28 protein-coding genes are annotated in these 21,246 nt (G+C 66.7%); 16 read left to right on the top strand and 12 right to left on the bottom strand.

Annotated elements, in window-relative coordinates; genetic code table 11:
• The first annotated feature begins 83 nt into the window (after positions 1–83).
• Both ACFVBH_RS07725 and ACFVBH_RS07720 read left to right on the top strand, forming a co-directional pair.
• Positions 84–1,064 (top strand): oxidoreductase, encoded by a 981-nt coding sequence (locus ACFVBH_RS07725; RefSeq protein WP_379001639.1) that lies wholly within the window; start codon positions 84–86, stop codon positions 1,062–1,064.
• A 101-nt stretch (positions 1,065–1,165) separates the two neighbouring features.
• Complete coding sequence (locus tag ACFVBH_RS07720; RefSeq protein ID WP_379000718.1) at positions 1,166–1,420, top strand: hypothetical protein; 255 nt, start codon at positions 1,166–1,168, stop codon at positions 1,418–1,420.
• Between the two features lie 43 nt (positions 1,421–1,463).
• Here ACFVBH_RS07720 and ACFVBH_RS07715 read toward each other — a convergent pair whose 3' ends face one another.
• Both ACFVBH_RS07715 and ACFVBH_RS07710 read right to left on the bottom strand, forming a co-directional pair.
• Complete coding sequence (locus ACFVBH_RS07715) at positions 1,464–1,667, bottom strand: DUF397 domain-containing protein (RefSeq protein WP_379000716.1); 204 nt, start codon at positions 1,665–1,667, stop codon at positions 1,464–1,466.
• The gene (locus tag ACFVBH_RS07710; RefSeq protein ID WP_379000714.1) at positions 1,664–2,626 is read right to left on the bottom strand and encodes a helix-turn-helix domain-containing protein; all 963 of its coding nucleotides are present in this window, start codon (positions 2,624–2,626) and stop codon (positions 1,664–1,666) included. The genes ACFVBH_RS07715 and ACFVBH_RS07710 overlap by 4 nt, the downstream gene beginning before the upstream one ends.
• Positions 2,627–2,756: 130 nt before the next feature.
• Here ACFVBH_RS07710 and ACFVBH_RS07705 point away from each other — a divergent pair, with 130 nt between their 5' ends.
• The 5 genes from ACFVBH_RS07705 (at position 2,757) to ACFVBH_RS07685 (ending at position 5,334) form a co-directional block, all read left to right on the top strand.
• On the top strand, positions 2,757–3,188 hold the full coding sequence (locus ACFVBH_RS07705) for a hypothetical protein (protein WP_379000712.1): 432 nt from the start codon (positions 2,757–2,759) through the stop codon (positions 3,186–3,188).
• Positions 3,189–3,192: 4 nt separating this feature from the next.
• Complete coding sequence (locus tag ACFVBH_RS07700) at positions 3,193–3,450, top strand: hypothetical protein (RefSeq protein ID WP_379000710.1); 258 nt, start codon at positions 3,193–3,195, stop codon at positions 3,448–3,450.
• Positions 3,451–3,592: 142 nt separating this feature from the next.
• Complete coding sequence (locus ACFVBH_RS07695) at positions 3,593–3,913, top strand: hypothetical protein (protein WP_354990250.1); 321 nt, start codon at positions 3,593–3,595, stop codon at positions 3,911–3,913.
• An 84-nt stretch (positions 3,914–3,997) separates the two neighbouring features.
• A complete protein-coding gene (locus tag ACFVBH_RS07690) occupies positions 3,998–4,528 on the top strand; it encodes a nitroreductase family deazaflavin-dependent oxidoreductase (protein WP_379000708.1) in 531 nt (176 codons plus the stop codon).
• A 35-nt stretch (positions 4,529–4,563) separates the two neighbouring features.
• Entirely contained in the window at positions 4,564–5,334 is a 771-nt protein-coding gene (locus tag ACFVBH_RS07685) for a hypothetical protein (RefSeq protein WP_379000705.1), read from the top strand.
• An 810-nt stretch (positions 5,335–6,144) separates the two neighbouring features.
• Here the strand turns inward: ACFVBH_RS07685 and ACFVBH_RS07680 are convergent.
• Entirely contained in the window at positions 6,145–7,626 is a 1,482-nt protein-coding gene (locus ACFVBH_RS07680) for a DUF222 domain-containing protein (RefSeq protein WP_379000703.1), read from the bottom strand.
• Between the two features lie 248 nt (positions 7,627–7,874).
• On the opposite strand from ACFVBH_RS07680, the gene ACFVBH_RS07675 reads away from it, so the two are divergent.
• From ACFVBH_RS07675 to ACFVBH_RS07665, 3 genes are all read left to right on the top strand, one after another.
• Positions 7,875–8,768, top strand: coding sequence for a lipase family alpha/beta hydrolase (locus tag ACFVBH_RS07675; RefSeq protein WP_379000701.1), 894 nt, complete (start codon positions 7,875–7,877; stop codon positions 8,766–8,768).
• A gap of 95 nt (positions 8,769–8,863) precedes the next feature.
• Positions 8,864–9,784: a hypothetical protein gene (locus ACFVBH_RS07670; RefSeq protein WP_379000699.1), complete on the top strand. Its 921-nt coding sequence runs from the start codon at positions 8,864–8,866 to the stop codon at positions 9,782–9,784.
• Entirely contained in the window at positions 9,778–10,254 is a 477-nt protein-coding gene (locus tag ACFVBH_RS07665) for a hypothetical protein (protein ID WP_379000697.1), read from the top strand. Before ACFVBH_RS07670 ends, ACFVBH_RS07665 begins: the two co-directional genes overlap by 7 nt.
• Before the next feature lies 1 nt (position 10,255).
• Here ACFVBH_RS07665 and ACFVBH_RS07660 read toward each other — a convergent pair whose 3' ends face one another.
• Entirely contained in the window at positions 10,256–10,855 is a 600-nt protein-coding gene (locus ACFVBH_RS07660) for a hypothetical protein (protein WP_379000695.1), read from the bottom strand.
• A gap of 217 nt (positions 10,856–11,072) precedes the next feature.
• On the opposite strand from ACFVBH_RS07660, the gene ACFVBH_RS07655 reads away from it, so the two are divergent.
• Both ACFVBH_RS07655 and ACFVBH_RS07650 read left to right on the top strand, forming a co-directional pair.
• Positions 11,073–11,540 carry a hypothetical protein gene (locus ACFVBH_RS07655; protein WP_379000693.1) on the top strand — a complete coding sequence of 156 codons (468 nt, stop codon included), beginning with the start codon at positions 11,073–11,075 and terminating at the stop codon, positions 11,538–11,540.
• 47 nt (positions 11,541–11,587) lie between these two features.
• The gene (locus ACFVBH_RS07650; protein ID WP_379000691.1) at positions 11,588–12,082 is read left to right on the top strand and encodes a hypothetical protein; all 495 of its coding nucleotides are present in this window, start codon (positions 11,588–11,590) and stop codon (positions 12,080–12,082) included.
• A 108-nt stretch (positions 12,083–12,190) separates the two neighbouring features.
• Here ACFVBH_RS07650 and ACFVBH_RS07645 read toward each other — a convergent pair whose 3' ends face one another.
• Positions 12,191–12,985, bottom strand: coding sequence for an SDR family NAD(P)-dependent oxidoreductase (locus ACFVBH_RS07645; RefSeq protein ID WP_379000689.1), 795 nt, complete (start codon positions 12,983–12,985; stop codon positions 12,191–12,193).
• Positions 12,982–13,659: a DUF4386 domain-containing protein gene (locus ACFVBH_RS07640; protein ID WP_379000687.1), complete on the bottom strand. Its 678-nt coding sequence runs from the start codon at positions 13,657–13,659 to the stop codon at positions 12,982–12,984. The genes ACFVBH_RS07645 and ACFVBH_RS07640 overlap by 4 nt, the downstream gene beginning before the upstream one ends.
• A 272-nt stretch (positions 13,660–13,931) precedes the next feature.
• Here ACFVBH_RS07640 and ACFVBH_RS07635 point away from each other — a divergent pair, with 272 nt between their 5' ends.
• Positions 13,932–14,756, top strand: a complete 825-nt coding sequence (locus tag ACFVBH_RS07635; RefSeq protein WP_379000685.1) for a hypothetical protein — start codon at positions 13,932–13,934, stop codon at positions 14,754–14,756.
• 8 nt (positions 14,757–14,764) lie between these two features.
• On the opposite strand, the gene ACFVBH_RS07630 is transcribed toward ACFVBH_RS07635, so the two are convergent.
• Positions 14,765–15,304 (bottom strand): PadR family transcriptional regulator, encoded by a 540-nt coding sequence (locus ACFVBH_RS07630; protein ID WP_379000683.1) that lies wholly within the window; start codon positions 15,302–15,304, stop codon positions 14,765–14,767.
• A 61-nt stretch (positions 15,305–15,365) separates the two neighbouring features.
• On the opposite strand from ACFVBH_RS07630, the gene ACFVBH_RS07625 reads away from it, so the two are divergent.
• Entirely contained in the window at positions 15,366–16,367 is a 1,002-nt protein-coding gene (locus tag ACFVBH_RS07625) for a hypothetical protein (RefSeq protein ID WP_379000681.1), read from the top strand.
• Between the two features lie 44 nt (positions 16,368–16,411).
• Here ACFVBH_RS07625 and arr read toward each other — a convergent pair whose 3' ends face one another.
• The 4 genes from arr to ACFVBH_RS07605 form a co-directional block, all read right to left on the bottom strand.
• On the bottom strand, positions 16,412–16,825 hold the full coding sequence (arr, locus tag ACFVBH_RS07620; protein ID WP_354991434.1) for an NAD(+)--rifampin ADP-ribosyltransferase: 414 nt from the start codon (positions 16,823–16,825) through the stop codon (positions 16,412–16,414).
• Positions 16,826–17,187: 362 nt separating this feature from the next.
• A complete protein-coding gene (locus ACFVBH_RS07615) occupies positions 17,188–17,592 on the bottom strand; it encodes an arsenate reductase ArsC (protein WP_379000678.1) in 405 nt (134 codons plus the stop codon).
• Positions 17,589–18,329, bottom strand: coding sequence for an aquaporin (locus tag ACFVBH_RS07610; RefSeq protein ID WP_379000676.1), 741 nt, complete (start codon positions 18,327–18,329; stop codon positions 17,589–17,591). The genes ACFVBH_RS07615 and ACFVBH_RS07610 overlap by 4 nt, the downstream gene beginning before the upstream one ends.
• Positions 18,326–18,694, bottom strand: a complete 369-nt coding sequence (locus ACFVBH_RS07605; RefSeq protein ID WP_379000674.1) for an ArsR/SmtB family transcription factor — start codon at positions 18,692–18,694, stop codon at positions 18,326–18,328. The genes ACFVBH_RS07610 and ACFVBH_RS07605 overlap by 4 nt, the downstream gene beginning before the upstream one ends.
• Positions 18,695–18,814: 120 nt before the next feature.
• Here ACFVBH_RS07605 and arsM point away from each other — a divergent pair, with 120 nt between their 5' ends.
• Positions 18,815–19,618 (top strand): arsenite methyltransferase, encoded by an 804-nt coding sequence (gene arsM, locus ACFVBH_RS07600; protein WP_379000672.1) that lies wholly within the window; start codon positions 18,815–18,817, stop codon positions 19,616–19,618.
• A 30-nt stretch (positions 19,619–19,648) separates the two neighbouring features.
• Here arsM and ACFVBH_RS07595 read toward each other — a convergent pair whose 3' ends face one another.
• Positions 19,649–20,104 (bottom strand): MerR family transcriptional regulator, encoded by a 456-nt coding sequence (locus tag ACFVBH_RS07595; protein ID WP_379000670.1) that lies wholly within the window; start codon positions 20,102–20,104, stop codon positions 19,649–19,651.
• Between the two features lie 53 nt (positions 20,105–20,157).
• Between ACFVBH_RS07595 and ACFVBH_RS07590 the strand changes: the two genes are divergently transcribed.
• Positions 20,158–21,105: an oxidoreductase gene (locus ACFVBH_RS07590; RefSeq protein ID WP_379000668.1), complete on the top strand. Its 948-nt coding sequence runs from the start codon at positions 20,158–20,160 to the stop codon at positions 21,103–21,105.
• The last annotated feature ends 141 nt before the right edge of the window (positions 21,106–21,246 follow it).

Raw genomic sequence — 21,246 nt, 5'->3', positions numbered from 1 at the left:
CGCCGCGAGAACTGTCGCAGCCTAACACGAGCGGCTAGTCTGTCTCAGACGATAATGTCGTGCGTAAGAGGAGCGTGAAGGTGATGGCACAGGTGCACACGGCCGCGGCGAAACCGGCGAACCCGCCCTTGATCGCCCGGCGCTGGACGGCCGCCGATATCCCCGATCTCAGCGGCAAGACCGCCGTGGTCACCGGCGCGAACAGTGGCCTGGGCCTGCGTACCGCCGAGGCGCTGGCGGCCAAGGGCGCGCACGTACTCATGGCCTGCCGCAACGAGATCAAGGCCGCGGCCGCGCTGGAATCGGTCGCGGCCGGAGCCACCGGGCCCAAACCCGAAGTCCTGCCGCTGGATCTGGCCGACCTCGCCTCGGTGCGGCGTGCGGCCGACCACCTCGACGTGCGCGATGTCCCGATCGACCTGCTGGTCAACAACGCCGGCGTCATGGCGCTACCGCGCAGCGCGCGCACCGCCGAGGGCTTCGACGCCCAATTCGGCACCAATCATCTCGGCCACTACGCCCTGACCGGGCTATTGCTGCCCGCGCTGCTGCGCGCGCCCGCGCCCCGCGTGGTGACGGTGTCCTCCATCGCCGCCTGGGGCGGCGTGATCAATTGGCTCGACCCCAACTGGCGCGTGGTCTACCTGCGCTGGCTCGCGTACAGCCAGTCCAAACTCGCGAACCTGCTGTTCACCGCCGAATTGGACCGCCGGGCCCGCGCGCACGGCACGCCCTTGATCGCGGTGGCCGCGCACCCGGGCCTGTCCGCGACCAACCTCTATGAATCGACCCCCGAGCAGGGCTGGACCGCGCGCATTTCCGCACTGCAGCAGCGCGCGCTGGTAGCGCTGGCGCAATCGGATCGGATGGGAGCACTGCCGCAGCTGTACGCCGCGACCGTCCCCGGCCTGGCGGGAAATTCCTACGTCGGCCCCGCGCTGGAGACCCTCGGCTATCCGCGGCGCACACTGCGAAACCCGCTGGCCTACAGTCGAGCCCAGGCCCGCGCACTCTGGCGCATGAGTGAGAAGCTCACCGGCATCGCCTACGAGTGGCCCGCCTAGCCCGGCCGAAACCCGCCGCACGTGCGAGAATCTCCCCGGCCGTCGGGTAGCGCGCCCGCCCGCACGGTCGCATATCTCGAGACCACCGTGAGGAGACGTCGTTGAACGTCAAGTATCTGGCCGCCCTCCCCGCCGCCGTCATGGCGGTGGCTCCGGTGTTCGCCGTCGCGGGAACGCCCTCCGCAGCCGCGGCAGCGCCCCGCACCTACGTCTGCACCGCCGAGACCTGGGGCGGCGACCCGCTCCCCGCCGTCACCGTCGAAGCGCGCAAGAACCTGCGCCAGGCCAAGGGCCTGGCTCAGACCGAATGGCGCGGCACCGCCAAGTACGCGACCATCGAGTGCAAGCCCTCCTGAGTATTCGCCGCCCGGGCTCCCGGAGGTATCGGTCCTCCGGGAGCTAGCGATCGAAGGTTCCGGCCTTCAGCTCGGAAACGAAGGCATCCCAGGCATTTCCGTCGAAGACGAGCGCGGGTCCGGCGGGATTCTTCGAGTCCCGCACGCCGACCAAGCCTTCGGCCAGGTGAGCGGCCTCTACGCATTCCCCGTTGGGGCGGCTGTAGCTGCTCTTGAACCAGTTCGCGCCGGTCACGGCAATATTCACGCTGAGTACTCCTTCGCAAAGCCGACGAGCAGCTGCCTGCTGGCGTCTTCATCCAACGCTACGCGGCGGATGTCCGCGACCGCATTTCTGTGACGCTGTATGGCCTTGTCCTCTTCGAGGAACAGGGCACCTTCCCATTCCTCGATGAAGATCACTGGCGGTTCGATCAAGCCTCGGTCGCGCAGGGGTGGGAACTCGAGCAGAATGAACGATTGGGCGATCAGGCCGAGGTAGCTACCCACGCTGTGAGGTACGACCCGTATGGACACGTTCGACATCTGCCCGACCTCGGTCAGATGGATCAACTGATCGGACATCACCGCTGGGCCGCCGATCTGGTGTCGCAGCACCGACTCCGACAGCAGAACGTCGACTAGAAAGGTGTCACCTTCCTGAATCCTGGCTTGTCGGCGCGTTGCCAGTTCGATTCGTCGCTCGATGTCGACGCCGGACATGTCGGGGTCATTGGTGACGATCATCGACCGGCGATACTCGGGCGTCTGAAGCAACCCGGGTAACAGGGTCAGCTGAAATGCGGTGAACCTGTTGCATACCTCTTCGAGCCCCATGTAGTGATCGAAGTGGCTACCCACCACATCCGAATAGGCGCGCCACCAACCGCCTTTCGGGTCACCCTTGGTTGCTTTCGTCTCCTCCACCAACGCGAGAACCTGCGCGCGTTGATCCGCGCTGGCCGCGTACAGATCCAGTAGTGCGCTGAACTGGGGAGTGCTGATCTTGACTCGCTGTCCCGCTTCCAATCTGTTGATGCTCGGCGGTGACATGTCGATGGCCAAACCTGCTGAAAGCTGGGACTTTTGAGACGTCTTTCGGAGTTCACGCAGCAGCCGTCCAAGCGCTCTGCGTGGAAGGGTCGAGCCAACCATATTGTTAGCCTCGCTATTTGGGTTCTGTTCCTGCTGAAATGTGTCTGGCTGAAAGTTCAGTGTATTCCGCATGGATTTCTGTGTGAACGTTTCAGTTCGAGAAGTTCTGTTGTGTACTTGTCTTATCCGGGGATGATCGAAGGCGGGAATGTCTCGATTGCCGGATCCAAATATCCGCAGCTGAGCCGACCGGAGATGCCGAATGAGCCCTGCCGCAAAGCAACTCGACCACGACCCGCTTCCGGGCGGTGAGTTGACCGTCGATCGTGCCCGACAAGAGCTGTCCGCCCACCGCGATTGCCCGACCTCCATCTGCCGCCGCAAGGCGCAGGCGAAAGCACTGCTGGCCTTCGACATCGGCGCGCCGGCCGATCCCGCTCCGGCCCTACCGGCGTGGGTGCGCCCCGGCGCGCGCGTCGTGGAACTGTCCCAAACTCGCGGCATTGTCCTGTCCCGCTTGCGTATCACGGCCATCACCGGCGAAGCGATCATCCTCGAGGGCGGCTATCGATACCCTCTTGCCACGATGCATACCTGCGTCACGACCGGGCACACCGTCTTCACCCGCCAGAATCCCTACCTCCCCAACTGCCGCCTCCGCCTCGCCGCTCCCGACCACCCCGAAGCGCGGTAATCCGATGAATTTTCCCGAAGGTCAACCACTTCCGCCCGCCACCCCGCGGCTCGGCGACTCCGTCAGCGACGCCATCGCCACCCGATCCGCCCAGCTCGCCGACTGCGATTTCCCCACCGACGCCTACCTCGGCGTGATCGAAGCCGCCCAGGCTCGCGCCGCCCACCGAGTCTGCGATCCCGCGACCTGCACCACGCTCCTGCGCGCCAACCAGATACTGCGCGCGGCAACCGAGATGCTGTTTCCAGCCCCGCCGCAATAAACAGTGGCGCAATAGTTTTCGGCATGGACACCGATGAATCCAGCCCCAGATTTTCGGGGTGCGCCCCTTTCTTGAATCGTCTCCGTTTCACTTCTGTCGCTCGTTAGCATCTGCCATCGAGATCGCCAATCTGGAGGCACACTTGAAGCGATATCTGACCGGCATACTCCTCACCGGTGCGGTAGTGGGTGGCGCACTCGCGGCGACGACGGGCACCGCTGCCGCCGCGAACACCGGCAGCTCCACCGGCAGCTGGGGCGTGGACGCCGCCATCCTCGTAATCGGTTCCGGCAGCACCGAATCCCCATTCGGTACGGCATGCCCGGCCGACAACAGCCCCTGCGGCCTGCCTTCCGGCTCTTTCGATCAACTCGTGGTGAACCCCCTGCTGACAGCACTGCTGGGCAGCCCCGACCAGTCCCCGTTCGCCTCGGGCTCCTCCGGAGGCGGGGTCCCCGAATAGCGGTCATCGCGAGGTAGATTTCAGAGCTGAACGCATACTTGCCTCGGGCCGCGCAGGCGGCCGCAAGAGCATGGGGGAGAGCTCATGGCCGGAACGGGCAAAGCTGATCGGACGCAATCGTTTCCGTCGCAACTGGGCCGCACGGTCGATTCGATATCGCACTTCGCGAACAGGCGCGGAATCTACTTCGGCCGCCGTTCCACCCGGGCGCACGTAGCCCTCTACCGCAGAACCGGCGGCCGGCTCGGTGGTCATCTACCGGGTCGGCCGATCGCCCGAATCCTGCTCCTCGACCACGTGGGAGCCCGATCCGGCATCCACCGCACCTCACCGGTGATCTATTGCGAGAGTGGCGATGTGATCGCGGTGATCGCGTCCAAGGCCGGCCAGCCCGCACACCCCGCGTGGTTCCACAACCTCGTAGCCAACCCCGAGACCACCATCCAACTCGGTGCCGAAATCCGCCACGTGCGCGCACGCGTGGCGACCGCCGACGAGCGAGCAGCGCTCTGGCCGATCTGCGCGGAAACCTACCCCGGCTACGACTTCTTCCAGCGCCTCGCCCACCCCCGAGTCATCCCGATCGTGCTGCTCGAACCCACCCCGAAAACCTGATGCCGGTGCCGTCCTCGCCTGGCTACGCTGTGCCGGTGAGTTGGAACATCGCAGATAGAGCCCTTGTTTCATGGCTCGGCACCCCGGACACGGACATCGGATGGTGCGGCTATGAAACAGCGTCGACCCCCGACGCCGTCTGGCTGCTGCACGCGATGTACGAACACGATTCGGCACCATCGGAACTCACCTACAACGACGTCCGGCAACACCGTCTCGCTGCGGGATCGAAGGAACCCTTCTCTCTCCCCGGTCTCGCCGAGATCGACGCCAACTCGGTGGAGATCGGAAGCTCGGTGGGCCGGTCCCAGCATCCCGGCCCGGGGTGGCGGCGACTGCGCTGGGCCGAGCTGGCCGATCGCCTGGGCGAGCAGCCTGTGCCCGAGGGCATGCTGCCCTGCTACCGCTGTCTCCCGGGCGCGACGACCAACGGCAGCTGGCCGGTCAGCATCCGCCCACCTGCCGAGGGCTCACTCGATCGCGAGTCCTGGCATGCGCTCCTCGAGGTCCTGACCGCATGCTCTCCGCGGGGAGCGGACACGCCCTGCGTCGCCTACTTCGGCCCGGGCGCGAGCGGTGAGTTCGATACCGGCATAACGGTGTCGGGCCCACTCGGCTCGGCTGCCGAGCTCTACGACCACCCCGGCGGTCAAGGATCCCCGTCGAATCTGTGGGCCGCGGATCGGTCCTGGATCACGTGGTCGGACTGGGATCTGTGGGGGACGAAGGTAACCGGCCCGCCGGAGGTGGTGGCGGCGGTTCTGGGGAGTTCGGAGCTCGAGGGGTTGCGACTGTCCTGGGGGTGAGTATTCGGTGGTGGTTGTGGGCTTCGCTTCTCGTGTGCGTGGCCGGGTCGCCGGTGTATCGGAGGGTTGGGAGATTGGCTGGGTTCGAGGACGACTGGATAACGAGAACCAGCGGGGACCGGTGAGGGTCGGGCTGCAGTTCCAGCCCTTCCGGGGGAGGAGCCTGGATAACGAGTACGAGCGGGGTGCGGTCGGGGAGGTCGGGCGGCGGTTCCGGCTCTGCCGGGGGGAGAACTGCATAGACGGTGGGTACCAGCGGGGGAGGGGCGGGGTGCGGTTCCAGCCCTCCCGGGGCAGAGCAGCCTGGATAACGAGAACCAGCGTTGTCACGTTTGGGAGTGAGGCTGCGGTGGGGTGCCCTACCGCAGGAAGAGCAGCCTGGATAACGGAGTAGCAGCGGGGTCCGGTTGGGAGCCTCGACGGCGGTACCAGCCCTACCGGGCCGACAAACGGGATCCACCACCAGTGAGGGTACGAGCAAGCCTCGAATCGATTACCGCTCACCACAATCACCACCTGAGGCAGTACCGGCATTCAGCGATGACGGATCTTGTGTCTGTAGGTCTCGAGAAGGTTCCCACAGCCATCCAGCCACGCCGGAAGGGCGAAGCGCTCCCAACTGGGGAGCCGAGGTCGGGTACGGCAGGCGAAATGACCAGCACTGCCTCGTTGTTCTTGCTTGTCCTCCCGAACCCCGCTGGAAGGCGCACGGTGCGTGCGGGTCTCGGCTACGTCGGCCACTGGAGTGAACACCGATGCCGCTCTTGGGGTTTGGCTTTGGGGGTTGGGTTTCAGCTGCGAGGCAGTGCTCTAGCAGAGTCGCCGCGTCGGGATACCCGGGATCCCCGAAGGGCTCGGCACACGCGGGTGATGACGGAAATTCACCCGAGGTCTGCGAGCCGGATCAATATGCGGTGGGGGAATCCACCCGGTCTTGCTCGGATGCTCCGAATCATCGGGCATGACGATCGTTTTCCAGCCGTTCGGACCAGTATTGATCTGTGCGTGGCAGGCATCGCACGCGAAGGTCAGGTTCTCGATGTCCGTTTCGCCGCCCTCGGCCCATTCCTTGATGTGGTGCACGGCGGAGCGGGTGGCGGGGGCGTCGCATCCGGGGCGGGTGCACCCGCGTTCGACCGCGGTGAGTGCGAGGCGCTGTTCTGCCGATGCCAGGCGTTGACCGCGTGAGAGGTGCAGGGGGCGGCCGTTGGCATCCACGATCACCAGGTACGGGGTGGACCGCGCGGCCAACTTGATCGCTTCGGTGATCGAGAGCGTGCCACCGGTGTTCGTGGTAGCGAGCCCGGTCCGCTGCTCCAGGTCCGTCAGGCGCATCGTGACGACCGTCGAAACCGGCAGCCCCCGGTGATACCCGAGCTTGGTGGGCCCCATGTCCGGGTGCAGGAACCGCAGCAACGCATCGTGATTGCGTTGCGCTTCGCTGCGGTGATCACGCTTGGCAGCAGCCCGCAACACGTTCCGAGCAGCGACGGTGGCAGCATCGGCGTCACTGTCGTCGGCGTCGATTTCGGTGTCGATCCCGAGTTCGGCTGTGGTGTGCGGGCTCTCCGGGTCGTCGGGGTTACACATGCCGGGTCGCGCGAACTTGGCGAACATCGGCAGGAACACCGCACCCAACTCCGGAGTCAGCAACCCCGAGATCGGGAACATGCCATCCGCGCGTTGACGGCCGATGCAGATCCCGCGCATCCGCTGACGGTCCTTGTCCGCGGTCAACACCCCATCCGGATCGGCATAGGCCAGGACCCGGACACCGAGTTGGGTCACGCCTTTGGGGTCGCCGGCGCGCGCGAAGTCGGTCAGGGAGCGTTCAGCGAGTTCCTTGAGTTCCGTTTCCACGCTGGCGGGGATCCGGTCCAGGACCTTCACGATCGCCTGCACGTGCTCGGCGGAGATCTCTCCCGCGCGCTGAGCGGCAGCGATATGCGGGAACACCGGTGGCCGCTGGAAACTGCCTTCGGACACGGTCGAGAGCCGGTCCGCGTTCCGCACCCGAGCGGCCGCTTCGAAATGCGAGATCCGCAAGGTCTGTTGCAGGAACACGATCGGACTCTTGATCCCGGCCCGAGCGGGCAGTCCCCGCGCCGCGCATTCGAGAGCGAAGCGCTGCTTCACCGCTTCGAGTTTGCGGTAATCCGCTTCCAGCTTCTGCATCATCGCGATGACCTGGTCATCGGATGAGGAAAACAGGGGTGATTCGAGCAGGCCCTCCACCGCGACACCATGTCCTTCAACATGGTCCGCGATGCTGGATTCCCCTCCCGAATTCATACCCCTATTCTACTCCTCGATAGCAACCTGCAATAGCCCAATTCCATTGTGATACAACGGTATTCAGACCCAAATGCGGTTCACAGTTGAACTCCGACGGCTGCTTGCAAGCCGCCGCGCCGCCCCGGTGTAGACCGTGCACCCCGGCTTCTGAACGCCTAACGATCGAGATCGCTGTATCGTCGTGCCCTGGTGCGGCATTCGCACGGGGCCGGGGGGCGATTCCGAAAGTTCGAGGGGCTGGGTCTATGAGAATGACGTCGAAACTCGCGGCAGCGCTGTGCAGTGTCAGCGCCGCCATGTCGATCATGGCGGGACCGGTTGCTGCCGTGCCCGATTCCGGCTCCGGCGCGGCGGTGATCCCCGCGGGCAGCACGATCGAGCCCCCCACCGACTGCGCTCCCGACCCCGCGCACCCCCGCCCGGTCGTGGTGCTTCCCGGTGCCGACGGCACGACCGCCGAGACCGAAGCCCAATGGAACACCGTCCTCACCACCCTGCGCGCGGCAGGCCACTGCGTGTTTCTGTTTCAGGGCGGGGTCATCGACGGCAATCGCTGGAGCGGCGACTTCCCCAGCGCCGCACAACAGGTCGCGAATTTCGTGCGGAAGGTGCGTGACACCACCGGAGCCGATCGAGTCGACCTGGTGGCGCATTCGGCCGGCACGGTAGTCGCCAACTACTTCCTCAAGGTCCTCGACGGCAGCCCCGAGGTGGCCCACGCGGTCCTGCTGACCCCCGAGGTTCGAGGCTGCGACGGCAGGGGCTTTCTCGCCGCTCTCGGTATCGAGAACTCGCCCGTGAGCCCGGCGGAAGTCCTCTCCGCCATCCCTTTCCTGGGTTCCCTCCTGGCGACCATCGCCCCCACGAAAGCGAACCTGGTCCAACTCCTCCCCAATTCGCCCGTCTACGAGTCGATTTTCACCGGCCAGATATCCCAGCCAGGAACCACCTATTCGGTCCTCTCGACCCGAAACGACGAACTGGCCACCCCCGCCGCGGTCTGCACCAACCTGACCGAACCCGCCGTAAACATGAACTTCTACGAGGACCTGTTCCCCTCCGCCGCCCCGGTAGGCCACTCCACCCTCCGCTCGAGCCCCGAAACCGCCGCCTGGATAACCCAACAACTCGCCCACTGATCCACAGAGCAGCTTGGCCCGATCGGGATGTGGGCAACGAAAGGAGCGGCACTATCCTCGCGAGCAGAGAAGTCGTCCAACGCATACTGTCCGCGGTGCTCACCACGGTCGCGGGTTTCGTCGTCACCGCTTGCTCGGGGCTATCGACCGACTACTCCGCCGAATCTCAGAAGCTCGACACTGAGATCTCGGCCATGCCGGGCGTGCAGCGATGCGAGGTGACGGTCAAAGACGATTTCTTTCTCGGAGACAGCTATCTACGCTTTGCCGTGCATCTATCCACCGCGACGGACGAACAAATCGGCGACGTCGCCACGCGGATGCGCGAGCGCCTGCGCACGCTCGACGGCCTGCGCGAACGCGAACTGGAGTTCGTTGTCGCCGACCGGGCAACGGTCAGGGCCGCTCGCGAGCTGGATGTCGACGCGCTCCGCGAGACGGTCCGGAATGTTCGCCGGTACACCGAGTCCGTCCCCGATGCGCGGATCTTCTGGGAAATGCGCCCGATACCGCGAATCGCCATCACGGACGTGAAGACCGGCGCCGCCGAACCGCTGGGCGCCGTTCGGGACATGCTCGGCCCTACGGGGCAGGCGGAGGTCAGGGTCGATGCCGCGGACTCGAAGCATTGGAGCGTCACCTTGCCACTGGCCGCGGATCGGGAAGCGGAGCTCCAACGGCAGCTATCCGAAATCACCTGGGACGTACAGTTCGTCGAAATCGCGGACGGCCACATCCACACCCTGACCCTCCGGGAGAAGACACCCTCCACGGTCGATCCCGCCCTCTCCTACGACGCCTTGTCCGCCGCTGTACGCCTCGTGGCCCCGACCCCCGACCACTCCCTGCGACTCACCTGGAATTGGTTCTTCTACTACACCGAAGGCAAACGCAACGAAGGCTTCGTCCACGCCGCTGCCTGCGATTACGCCCTGTCCACCGTCTCCGAAGACGCCCTTACCGCTCGCGCCGTCGGTGTCCAACGCAGAATGCGCGAGGAGTTCGACACGTGCTGAATCCCGCCGAACTCACGACCGAACGAAGAATCGGCGATCCGGCCGTTGTCAGCAGCGTCGCCCTGCTGCCCTGGCTGTTCCTGTTCGTGACGCTCGTTGCCGACAGGCTCGTCGACGACCCCACCGCGAAGGCCGGCAAGACGCTCACCATGGCAACCTTCGTCGGTGCGTCGGCGTTGTGCATACTCGGCCCGCTGACCCTGGTCGCCCTGATCGGCGCGATCGCGCTGCAACAGCACAACTTCCGAGTGGGGCTCTGGTTCACCAGGGTCGCTGCCACCACCGCGACCCTGTTCTGCGCGGTCCTCACGGTGGCATTCATGAGTGATGCCTTCGGTTCCAGCCAACTACGCGATGACTGGCATCCAAGCCACTCACCTCCCGCTACGTTGCTGATCGTCGCACCACACTTCGTGGTCGGGCTCGCCAACGCTTATGTCCTCGTGCGGCTTTCGAAGAGAGGCGCATAGATCACGGATCGAAGGTCTCGGCCACCTGCATACGGTCCGGGTCGAACGTCGTGGTCATCGGCGGGTTGTCGGCGCCGTAGGCGAAGCTGATTGTTGTGTTGTCGGGGAACCAGACACGGGGACAACCGGATTCGACCTGCCGCCAGACGAGAACCCGGCGGGCGAACAGGCCGTCGGGCTCGCGGAGCCAGACCCGGCAGGACGGGTCGATCACGTTGTAGTACTTCTCGGTGACCGCCTGTACACGGCCGTCGGGGCTGTCCTGGACCGCGACCGTCGTCGTGTTGTCATGGTGCTCGGACATGGAGCCGAGGAATACGACCAACCACAGCGGAAACGTCACGATGCCGAGCAACGTGGCGACGAACATCCACAGCAGGGTCCGGTGGTGCGCCAGTCGGTCCGCGAAGCTGACGAGAACGACGAACGAGGCGGTCCAGCAACCAAGCGTGGCCCACGGCTGCAGGTCGCTCAGTCGGTAGAAACGGTCATCCACTATGAACAGCGCCGCGACTCCCGCGAGGAAGAGCCCGAGAACGGTGAGCACCCAGGCGATGCGTAGTCGCCGCAATGACCACCGCCCAGCCTTCAGTTCTGCCACCTCGGCCGGAAATTCGTCTCCAACTGCCTCTTTCGCCAACGAACGTCCCCTCGAAATCGGACCCGGCCCTCCCAGCCCGGTACGACCGCAAGCCTATCGGCCCGGCGACGTGGTTCCGGATCCTCCGCCTGATCCCGCGCGGTCGAGTCGGGGAGCGGCGGTACGCTTCGGTCGCCGTCTGGAACAGACGGATTTCAATACTGGGGAGAACTACAGCATGCAGAAATCGGCTTTCGCTCGGACGTGCTTCGGGGTGGCAGCGGTCGCGGCCACGAGCGTGGCGACCGTCGTGACGGCGTCGAACGCATCGGCGCAGCTGGCTATTTCGGCTTCGCCGTCCTACTGCGCCGGCACCAGCTACACGATCACCCTGCCCGCCGCGGACGCGGCCGGGTTGATCGCGGGCTACCCGAGCGCCACCGCGATCGTGATCGACGCCAAGCCCACGGCGGGCGGGTACACACACCAGGTCGACCACGTCGAATACGTTGCGGGTCAAGACGTGACGGTGCAGTGGATTCCGATGTCGGCACAGACCTGGAATATCGTTGCCCGCCCGGCAGGCGCTCCCGCCGGTGCCGGAACCCAGGGTCCGTTGCCCGTGAACGTCGTTCAGACCGCACCGGCCGGCTCGAGCTGCACCCCGGGCGGCACCCAGCCGCCCGCCAGTACCGGCAGCATCTGATCCGGAACGACAACCACCGGCCGCCGTCGGCCACACCAGGAGACGCGATGGCTGAGGAATCGGCAACGACGCGGTTGGGGCGGGGCCGGGTCCGAAACCAGCGGGCGCGCTATCGAATCGCGGCGTGGCTGGCGATAGCGGGGGCGTTGGTGTGGGCGGTGCAAGCACTCGGTGCGCTGATCCAGTCGCAGGAAGGTAAGTGGCAGGGCGGGTCCTACCTGACGATCGGCGGTTCATCGATCACCGCCGCCACCGTGCTGACGTTGTCCGCTTTCGCCTTCGTCGTGGTCTCGAGTCTTCTCGGCGGCGGTGCGGTATCGCTGTTGCGAGGCTGGGGTTTCGGCCGATACGTGCTGCTTGCGGGTGCGTGGTTGGTGGCTCTGGGCCAGCTGACGGCCGCGCTGCTGGCGTGGATTCCGATCGACGCGTTCTATCACTCGCCGCCGGCCAACTTCGTCTTCTATACCCCAGCGGTGGTATTCCCGGTCGTGACGATCCTGTGCCTGATCGATATCCGGGAGTCACCGGTAGACGTCGGCTAACGCAGCCGCCGCACGACATCGGAGCTCCGCGCGCACCACCCGGCCCGCGCGAAGATCGGGTTTCGCCTGTGCCTCGATGATTCCGGGGCACAGGCGGTCTCCCGTTATTCACCAGCGCGCCGCCGCCTCCCAAGCGCGATCTTGCAGGGCCGGATCATATAGGCGCTGGGGCAGTTTCGCGGCCCGGCCATTGCTCTCGTAGTACACGCCGGTGGTGTCCGCGTTGGCGAGCGCTATCGGTGCGGCGGCGGCCCGGGCGGGAGGACGGCGGCGTTGGACGGCTCGGGTCAGGGGCCAGATGAAGCGCCAGGCGGGGACCGTTGCGGGGGTCAGCGCCTGTACGCCCGGTGTCCAGGCCGTTCCGGGGTTGACCGCGTTGAGGATCTGGCCGGGGGTGAGCACGCGGGTCAGGGACAGGGAGGCCAGGAGATTCAGCTGTTTGGCGCGGGCGTACGCGGCGATCGCGGAGTAGCGCGCGGGTTCGGTGAAGGGGTCGCCCCGGTGCATGAACGCGGCGCTGGAGACGATCTGAACGACGCGTGCGGTGGGTGCGAGGGCCGGGAGCAGCGCCCGGGTGAGGGTGATGGGGCCCCGGTAATTGAGGGATTCGATCATCTCGTTGCCCTCCGGCGTCACGGTGCGCACGGGAAAGGCCATGCCACCGACATTGTTGACCAGGATATCGAGCTGTGGAATCTCCTCGCGGAGTTCGGCCGCGGCGTGGAGGTTTCCGGCCACGGTGCTGTGCTCCGCTCGGAGGAAGGTGGCGCCCAGCGCCTCGGCGGCGGCCTTCCCGCGTTCGACGTTTCGGCCGGTGATCCACACGTGGACACCGGACTTCGAGAGACCGGCGGCGATCTCCCTGCCGATGCCGTCGGTGCCGCCGGTGACGAGCGCCCTCATGACCGAGCCTCCGCGGTCGGCGGCGTCCGGTCCTTCGGTGGGCGGCGCACCGAGTCGGTGAGCGTGAGGCTGGCCGCGATCATCCAGATGATCCCGCCGAAACGGGTGATCGGCAGCAGGACTGCGGCGTTCATCGTGACGAGGGTCAGCAGCGACAGGGCAGCGGTGGCGGTCAGGACCAGACCCGTGACGGCAAGCGGGCGGGCGATGCCCATTAGCAGCAGCGGCACGGCGATACCCGCGAACAGCAGGCACAGCGGCGCCATGAAACCCGGACCGCCCGTGGCGAACTGGAGATCCTGGAGCGCCGCGGCGGTGGCGCTGTCCTCGGTGCGGCTGATGACCCATCCGAGCAGACCGGTCAGCACGCCGGCGCCCGCGGCGATGACCCCGCCCGCGAGCGCGATATTCGCACCCGGCGGGTCGCCGTGCAGGCGTCGCACCCGGCGGCACATGACGGCGGTCCAGACGGCCAGCGCGATCGCGGCGAAGGTGAGCGCAACGGCGCTGAGCCGCAGGCGATCCCGGTTGTCGACTACGTAGGCGAAGAACTCGGCGGCCGGGGAATCCGGCCGCGGCACCGTCGCGACCATGATGACGGCGGCGAGCGTGGCTCCCGTGTAGGCGAGTGCGGGAATGATCGGCGGCGGGCCGGCGGCGGACTGGCGTGCCATGTGAACTCCAAAGGTCGGCGGTGAAAGTGTTCTCACCTGCGAAGATATGTTCGCGACGACTCCGCTCACATCTGTCGCGTGACGCAACTCCGGCTACGTCTGCGCGCGTACGCGGCCTTCTCTGGAACGGTTGTGCGTCAGATGTCATGGACCAGAATGCGTACCCGGCCGGTCGGTTCGCACGCTCTGCCTCCCGGCTCAAACCACCTCTATTCCGTGCGTAGCAAGCGCAAACTGGTTGTGCCCCTGACGAATAGGCCTTGGAGTACACCATGCTCGTTCTTACGGATCCCACGAAACCCGACAGCACGGAGACATTTCCGCAGAAGGACTTCCTGGAGGGGGCGAAAATGCTTGCGGGCAGGGTCGATCCGCCCACCAAATCGACCGGGGCGCTGCACAAACTGCTCACCATCGTGGTCCAGGTCGCCGTCGAAGACCTGGAGACCACCTTCACCGAAGCGGACGTCGCCTATGCCTACCGCAAATTGCACCGCCTGGCCGAGGTCCGGGTCACGAAATGGAAAGACGACGCCGCCGCGTGCGAGAAGATATTGGCGAGCAAGGAGAATGGCCAGCGTGCGATCTGGCTGAGCCGGACTCAGACGGCGCAGGAAGCTCGGCTCGATACGCTCGAGAAGAGCGAATTCGTGGTCTTCACCCGCGGCACCGATCCGACGCAGGCGCGCAACATCTTGACCCACGAGACCTTCGGCGGACTGCTCCCCGGTGTGGAGCGCACGGACAGCCCGAGCGAGGACGACGCGGGTGTCCAGACCGGCTTCGGCGTCAAGACGACGAGCACCGGGCGGCTGGAGGAATGGTCACTCGGCACCCTGGATGGCTTCTCGACCGGCGGGTTCATGCTGATCGCCGCCGCGAAACCGACTGCGGTGCGGCTGCCCCCGGTGAAGGTGCGCACGGCCGGTGAGCGCGGGGTGACCGGGTTCGCCGATCAACGCCTGCTCGGGGTCGCGATCCTGAAGGCCGGTCCGAAATCCACCGCCGATCCGCTGGAACGGGCGATCGAGGGCCTGCTGAAACAGGGCGTGGCCAACGCGAAGAGCGCGCTGCGCGACGCCGTACTGCAGCGCTGAAGCACTTCTCAGCGAGTCCAGCCGAGCTCTCCCGCCTCGATTCGCCGGGCGGTGGTTTCGAGCCAGTCGGCGTCGTGGCGCAGGCGCGACAGCAGGTAGTGCGCCTCGATCATGTGAACCTCCGGCCCTGCTGCGTCGCGTACGGCTCGTTCGAGTCGGCGAATCTCCTCTCGGAGGTGCTCGACCCGCTGCTCGAGCACCTCTACGGCCCGGTCTCGCGGCAGGATCCCGAGATAGGCCAGCGCGGTGACGAATCCGGGGCCGCCGGTCGGATCTGCTTCTCGCAGGTGCCGATACACCCGCTCGGCGAGCGCGGCCACACCCGACTCGGTCACCGTGAGAGCGGCACGCGCGCCGCCCTCGGCCGAATCGACCCACCCCTCGGCGGCGAGGCGGTCCAGGAGCGTGTAGACGGTCCCGTTGCGCACCTGTAGGTAGTCGTAGCGGCGCTCGAGCTCGCTGAACAGCGCGTACGGGTGGCGCGATTGCTCGACCAGGAGGCCGAGGATGGGCAGCACCAGGGGATTGTCGAGCGCGTTCTTGGGCACCCGTGCAGCGTAGCCGATAGCCGTATACGGTTAGCCGTATACGGCTATTTGGAGGCTTCTCATGATTTTCGGAATCTGGCCGGGCGTCGTCGCGGCCGACCTCGTCGACTTCCGGCCCATCGATTGCCCGCCGGAGGATCCCGCGCGCACCCTGGTGGCGTTGCGTCAGTTGCAAGGTGACGCGCCGGCCTTCTACGTGCGCTGCTATCGGCACTTCGGAGCCGGCATGCACGGGTGGCCGACCGGCTCGTCCCGGACTCCGGCGCGTCCGGAGCTGTACGCGGGGGACGGCCGCTTGATCGATCTGGTCGCGTGTTACCAGAGCCCCGAACCCGACCCGGGCGGGTTCGCCGAGTTCGTTCGTGAGGCCGTTCGCGATGTCGCCGAGTGGGGTGGTGGGAAAGTGCAGGTCGGCGAGGAGCTGAACATGCCCGCACCGCAGGACGGAGGCAGCCCGGGGTGTTTCGATGCCATCGCGGCCGGCGTCGCCGCCGCGTTCGAGGAACGCGAGCGGCTCGGCGTGGCCGTCGATATCGGGGTGAATTCGGCGGGAATGGCAGACCCGGTGTTCTGGCGGCGAATGGCCGACGCGGTGGGCGTAATGCACCTCGCCGCACTGGATTACATCGGTCTGGATGCCTTTCCCGATGTGTTCCACCGTATTCCGCATGATCAGCTCGCCGGCTCGGTCGGCTATCTGCTCGAGCGGTTCCGCACGGTCACAACGGCCGCCGGAGTGCCCGCGAGCACGCCGATTCACATCACCGAGACCGGATGGCCGACCGGGGCCGACCGCGGGGAGGAATCGCAGCGCTTCGTCCTGGAGACCGTGGCCAATGCCGTCGCCGACGGTGACTTCGGCGTCACGGCATACGAATTCTTCGGGCTGCGAGACGGGCGCAGCGACGGGGAATGGACCGGCCGCTTCGGACTTCTCCGCGACGACTACACGCCCAAGCCGGCATTCCACGCCATCCGCGACCTCGTCGGCGGCCGATCCGCACCGCCTTCGGCGAAAGCACACCGAGGGCCCTGGACGGACCGGCCGCCGACAGTCGAATGATCAAGGGGCGGTGGTGGTTCGGAGCCTCCGAACCTCGTCTCCCGTCAGTTCAGGATCTCGCCCCGCCTGAGGGTCGACAGCCGATCCCGCCACATCTGCAACTGTTCGGGTGTGAGCCGCGTCCAGTCGGTGACTTCGCCGACGATCCGCAGCGGTGCGCTACTGCGATACGACCGGGTGGGGTTACCGGGAAACTTCCGGTCGGTGACGTTCGGGTCGTTCTCGAACTCCCCGGTCGGCTCGACCGCGTACACCCGCGGAACAGCCTCGTCCGCGGCCAGTTCCGCCGCGACCTCCGCGGCCAAACCGGCCCCGTCGACGAGCGCCGTGAAATAGATGTGGTTCATGACGATCTCGGGCCGGTAGTTGGACGGCCGGCCCGCGGTCAGCAGCTCACCCACCCGCAACTCCGCGATCGTGCCATGGAAGAACGGTCCATCATCGAGCTGTCCGGACACCAGAATCCTTTCCTCTACCTGCAGGGACGAGCGATTGTGCCGCACACCCGGGGCCTTGCCGCAAGCCCCCGTCCGTGCCTTATCCTGAAAGGGGAAGATGCGGGACAGGAACTCTCACCCCGGGGCGGGCCCCAATTCCGGCGGCTCTCCGCAATATCCGAACGTAGTCATCCGCCGGTGTCGGCGTCGATGACATCCGGACCCACGCATGTCGCGCCGCGTGCCTTGCATGGCACCGTCGGCTCCAGCACGCCGTTCGTAATATCACGATCGAGGGTGGTGGAGCCGCCGCGAGTGCTCACCAGGCGTATGGCCGGAGCCGTCGAGGGCCGAACCTGCGGTCGGTGGTCCCCATGGTGCGCTCAGCTGTTCAATTCGCCGAGCAGGTCGCGAACGTGGGCCTCGATCCGATCGCGGATCGAGCGGACGGCCTCGATGTTTTGACCGGCTGGGTCGTCGAGTTTCCAGTCGCGGTAGGTGATTCCGGGGAAGTAGGGGCAGGCGTCGCCGCAGCCCATGGTGATCACCACGGTCGATGTCTCCACCGTGCCGGGGGTGAGGATCTGCGGGGTCTGGGCGGTGATGTCGATGCCGACCTCGGCCATGGCGCGGACCGCCATCTGGTTGATCGACTCGGCGGGTGTTGTTCCGGCGGAGCGGACTTCGACCCGGTCGCCGGCCAGGTGGGTCAGGAAGCCGTGGGCCATCTGGGAGCGTCCGGCGTTGTGGACGCACACGAACAGCACGCTGGGTCGGTGGGATGTCATTGCGGGCGTGCGCCTTTCGAATCGACAGTATGAGCAATGGCCGCGCGGGCCGCCGTGGGCCGCGCAGGATGGAAGTACGCGACCGCGCCGAGGCCGAGTAACCCGCCCAGGAGTTGAGCGGCGATGAATCCGGGCGCGGAAGCGGGGGCGATCCCGGCGAAGGAGTCGGTGAAGATCCGCCCGATCGTGACCGCCGGGTTCGCGAACGACGTGGAGCTGGTGAACCAGTAGGCCGCGCCGATCCAGGCCGCGACCGCCACCGGCGCGAGGGTGGCGCGGCCGGTGCGGGCCAGGGTGAGGATGAGCGCTATCAGACCCGCGGTGGCGACGATTTCGCCGACCAGGTGCCCGCCGGTGATGCGGTGATGCGTCGAGATCTGCCCCGCCGCGGTGTCGAACATGATGTTCGCGAGGATCGCGCCGAGCACGGCTCCGCCGGTTTGCGCGGCCGAATAGGCGGCCGCCTCGCCGCCCGTGAGGCCGGTGCCGGTTCTTCGCCCGGCGAGCCAATCGACAAGGGAGACCGCGGGATTGAAGTGTGCGCCCGATACCGGCCCGAAGATCAGGATCAAGACGGCGAGCCCGAAGACGGTGGCGGTGGAGTTCTCCATCAGCTGCGCACCGGCGTCGTTCGGGGAGAGCCGTTGGGCGGCTATGCCGGACCCTGCCGCGACGGTGACGAGCAGGCCCGTGCCGGCGGCCTCGGCCGCGAGCCGCCGCGCCAGCGGGGCGCTCACGCGCGCGCAGGGACGCCGGGAACCGCCAGCACCTCGGAAAGCCGTTGCAGCGCGGCGGGAACGATCCGGTAGTAGACCCAGGTCGCGCGCCGCTCCGAGGTCAGCAGACCTGCTTCGCGCAGCACCTTGAGGTGATGGGAGATCGTCGGCTGCGATAGCTCGAACGCCGGGGTGAGTTCACAGACGCAGACCTCGTCCCCGCCCGCGGCCGCGATCAGGGACAGCAGTCGCAGCCGCGCCGGATCACCGAGCGCCTTGAACGCGCCCGCCAGCTCGGCCGCCGCGTCGGGCGCCAGCGGTGCGGACAGCGTGGTGGTGCAGCAGCTGTCCGCGGACGCGAGCACCGGAAGTTCCTGTTTCGACACTCATCAATATTGACAGACATCTAATCAGCGCGCCACACTGTGTATCGATAGTCATCAATACAGCCCGGTCGGTGGCGCTATTCGCAGTCATACCGGGTAACTCGGAAGGCAGTGATTCCCATGACAGAGCAGGATCTCGAACTGCGGGAGACCGTCCGCGAACGCTATGCCGCCGCCGCGGTCGCCGTTTCCGGCGGTGGGACCGCCGAGGATTGCTGCGGCAGCAGCAGCGCCGGCGGGGTGATCGAACTGGACGAGAACTTCGGCGCCGGCCTCTACGGCTCCGCGGACCGCGACGCGCTGCCGATCCAGGCCGTGGCAGCCTCGCTCGGGTGCGGGAACCCGAGCGCGGTCGCCGAGCTGCGCGCCGGCGAAACGGTCCTGGACCTGGGCTCCGGTGGCGGCATCGATGCGCTGCTCTCGGCGCGACGGGTCGGTGCGACCGGAAAGGTGTTCGGTCTGGACATGACCGACGAGATGCTCGACCTGGCGCGAGCCAACGCCGTGCGGGCCGGAGTCGGCAACGTCGAGTTCGTGAAGGGGACCATCGAAGATATTCCGCTGCCCGGCAACAGCATCGACGTGGTGATCTCCAACTGCGTGATCAACCTCTCGATCGACAAGCCCGCGGTGTTCGCCGAGATCGCCCGCGTGCTCGTTCCGGGCGGCCGGATAGGCATCGCCGATGTCGTCGCCGACGACGAGTTGACCGTCGCGCAACGCGGCGAGCGCGGTGATTACGTGGGCTGCGTCGCCGGCGCACTGTCCTTCGGCGAGTACCGAACCCTGTTGCGAGCGGCCGGTTTCGAGCAGATCGAGATCGAGCCGACCCACACGGTCGCCGACGGGATGTCCTCGGCGATCATCAGGGCAACCGTCCCGAAAGCCGCCGCACCCTGCTGCGGTACGGACTGCTGCTCCTAGGGTTTCGCCGTCGCCAGGACGACAGGTCGGTCAGCGCTGACCTCCGGTGTCGTCCCGGCCTTCGTCGATCGTCCCGGGAAACGGTGTGGGTGACCATATTCCAGCCGCGGTGCCCTCTTCCACGTGCTCGCGGTAGACGGCAACCTTGCCGCGGATGATCTCGAGGCTCTCGGTCAGCTGATCGATCCGGTCGCGTACCGCCCGTTCGTGAGATTCCAGCAGCTCGAGGCGCTGTCGCTCGTTTCCCGGGCCCGACCGGACCAGCCGGGCGAACTCCTTCAGCCGCGCGATGGGCATGCCGGACTGGCGGAGGCGATTGCAGAGCAGCAGCCATTCCACATCGAACGAGTCGAAGCTGCGCTGACCTCCCGGGGTGCGGGGGATCGGGCGCAGGAACAGCTCCTCGCGTTCGAAGAAACGCAACGCGTGCACGCCCAGCCCCGTGGCCTCGGCGACGTCGCCGATGGACAGACCCGCTTGTCCCATCACCGCTCCCTGTGCTTGACCTAGATCGCACTCTAGCTTTTAGGTTGGAGCGCATGTCAATCACGCGGCAACACCGGACCGGTTCGGGCCTCGGCGCGCAGAGCACCGCCGCCGAAACCCTCGACGGCATCGACCTGGCAGGCAAGCGCATCATGATCACCGGCGGCTACTCCGGCCTGGGCAGAGAGGCGACGGTCGCGCTCGCCCGAGCCGGAGCGGAGGTGATCGTCCCGGCCCGGCGTCCCGATATCGCCCGGGCCGCGCTCGCCGGCGTCGCCCGCACCCGGATCCACGCGCTCGACCTGGCCGACCTCGAGAGCATTCGAATCTTCAGTGATCAACTGCTCGAGACGGGTACGACCCTCGATGTCATCATCAACAACGCCGGCGTCATGGCCTACCCGCACCGCACCGTTCCCTCCGGCTGGGAAGCGCACCTGGCCATCAACCATCTCGGCCACTTCGCGCTGATCAACCGTCTGCGCCCGGCGCTCGCGCCGACCGGAGCCCGCGTGGTGTCGGTGGCATCGTCGGGCCATTTCCTCAGCGATATCCGCTGGGACGAACCGCATTTCGCGCACGGCTACGATCACTGGCTCGCCTACGGCCAGTCCAAGACCGCCAACTCGCTGTTCGCGGTCCACCTCGACACCCTCGGCGTGCGGGCCTTCGCCGTACACCCGGGCAGCATCCTCACCCCGTTGCAGCGCAACATCGCGCGCGGCGAACACATCGCACAGGGCTGGATCACCGCCGACGGCCGACCCGCCGCGGGCTTCAAAACACCGGCCCAGGGCGCGGCGACAGCGGTGTGGGCGGCCACCTCCCCGCGCCTGGACGACCGCGGCGGCGTCTACTGCCAGGACTGCGACATAGCGGATCCGGCGACCACCGACGACATGCTCATCGGCGGTGTCAAACCCTGGGCGGTCGATCCCGAATCCGCCGCCCGCCTCTGGGCACTCTCGAGCGAACTGACCGGGCTCGACAGCTTCGGCTGACCGGTGACCCGACACGCGATATGCGACCCGGGACGACATCGGCTCGGCACATGTTTCGATCATCGACGGGGCCGGCCGGAGTTCCCGGCCGGGTGATCTCACGTTCTTCCCGCGTCCACCGTCTGCAGGGTGAGAACGAGA

The organism is Nocardia sp. NPDC057668 (genome assembly GCF_042799795.1).
Lineage (GTDB): Bacteria > Actinomycetota > Actinomycetes > Mycobacteriales > Mycobacteriaceae > Nocardia.
Note: the sequence above shows the minus strand (reverse complement) of the source record. Positions and strands in the feature narration are given on the sequence as shown.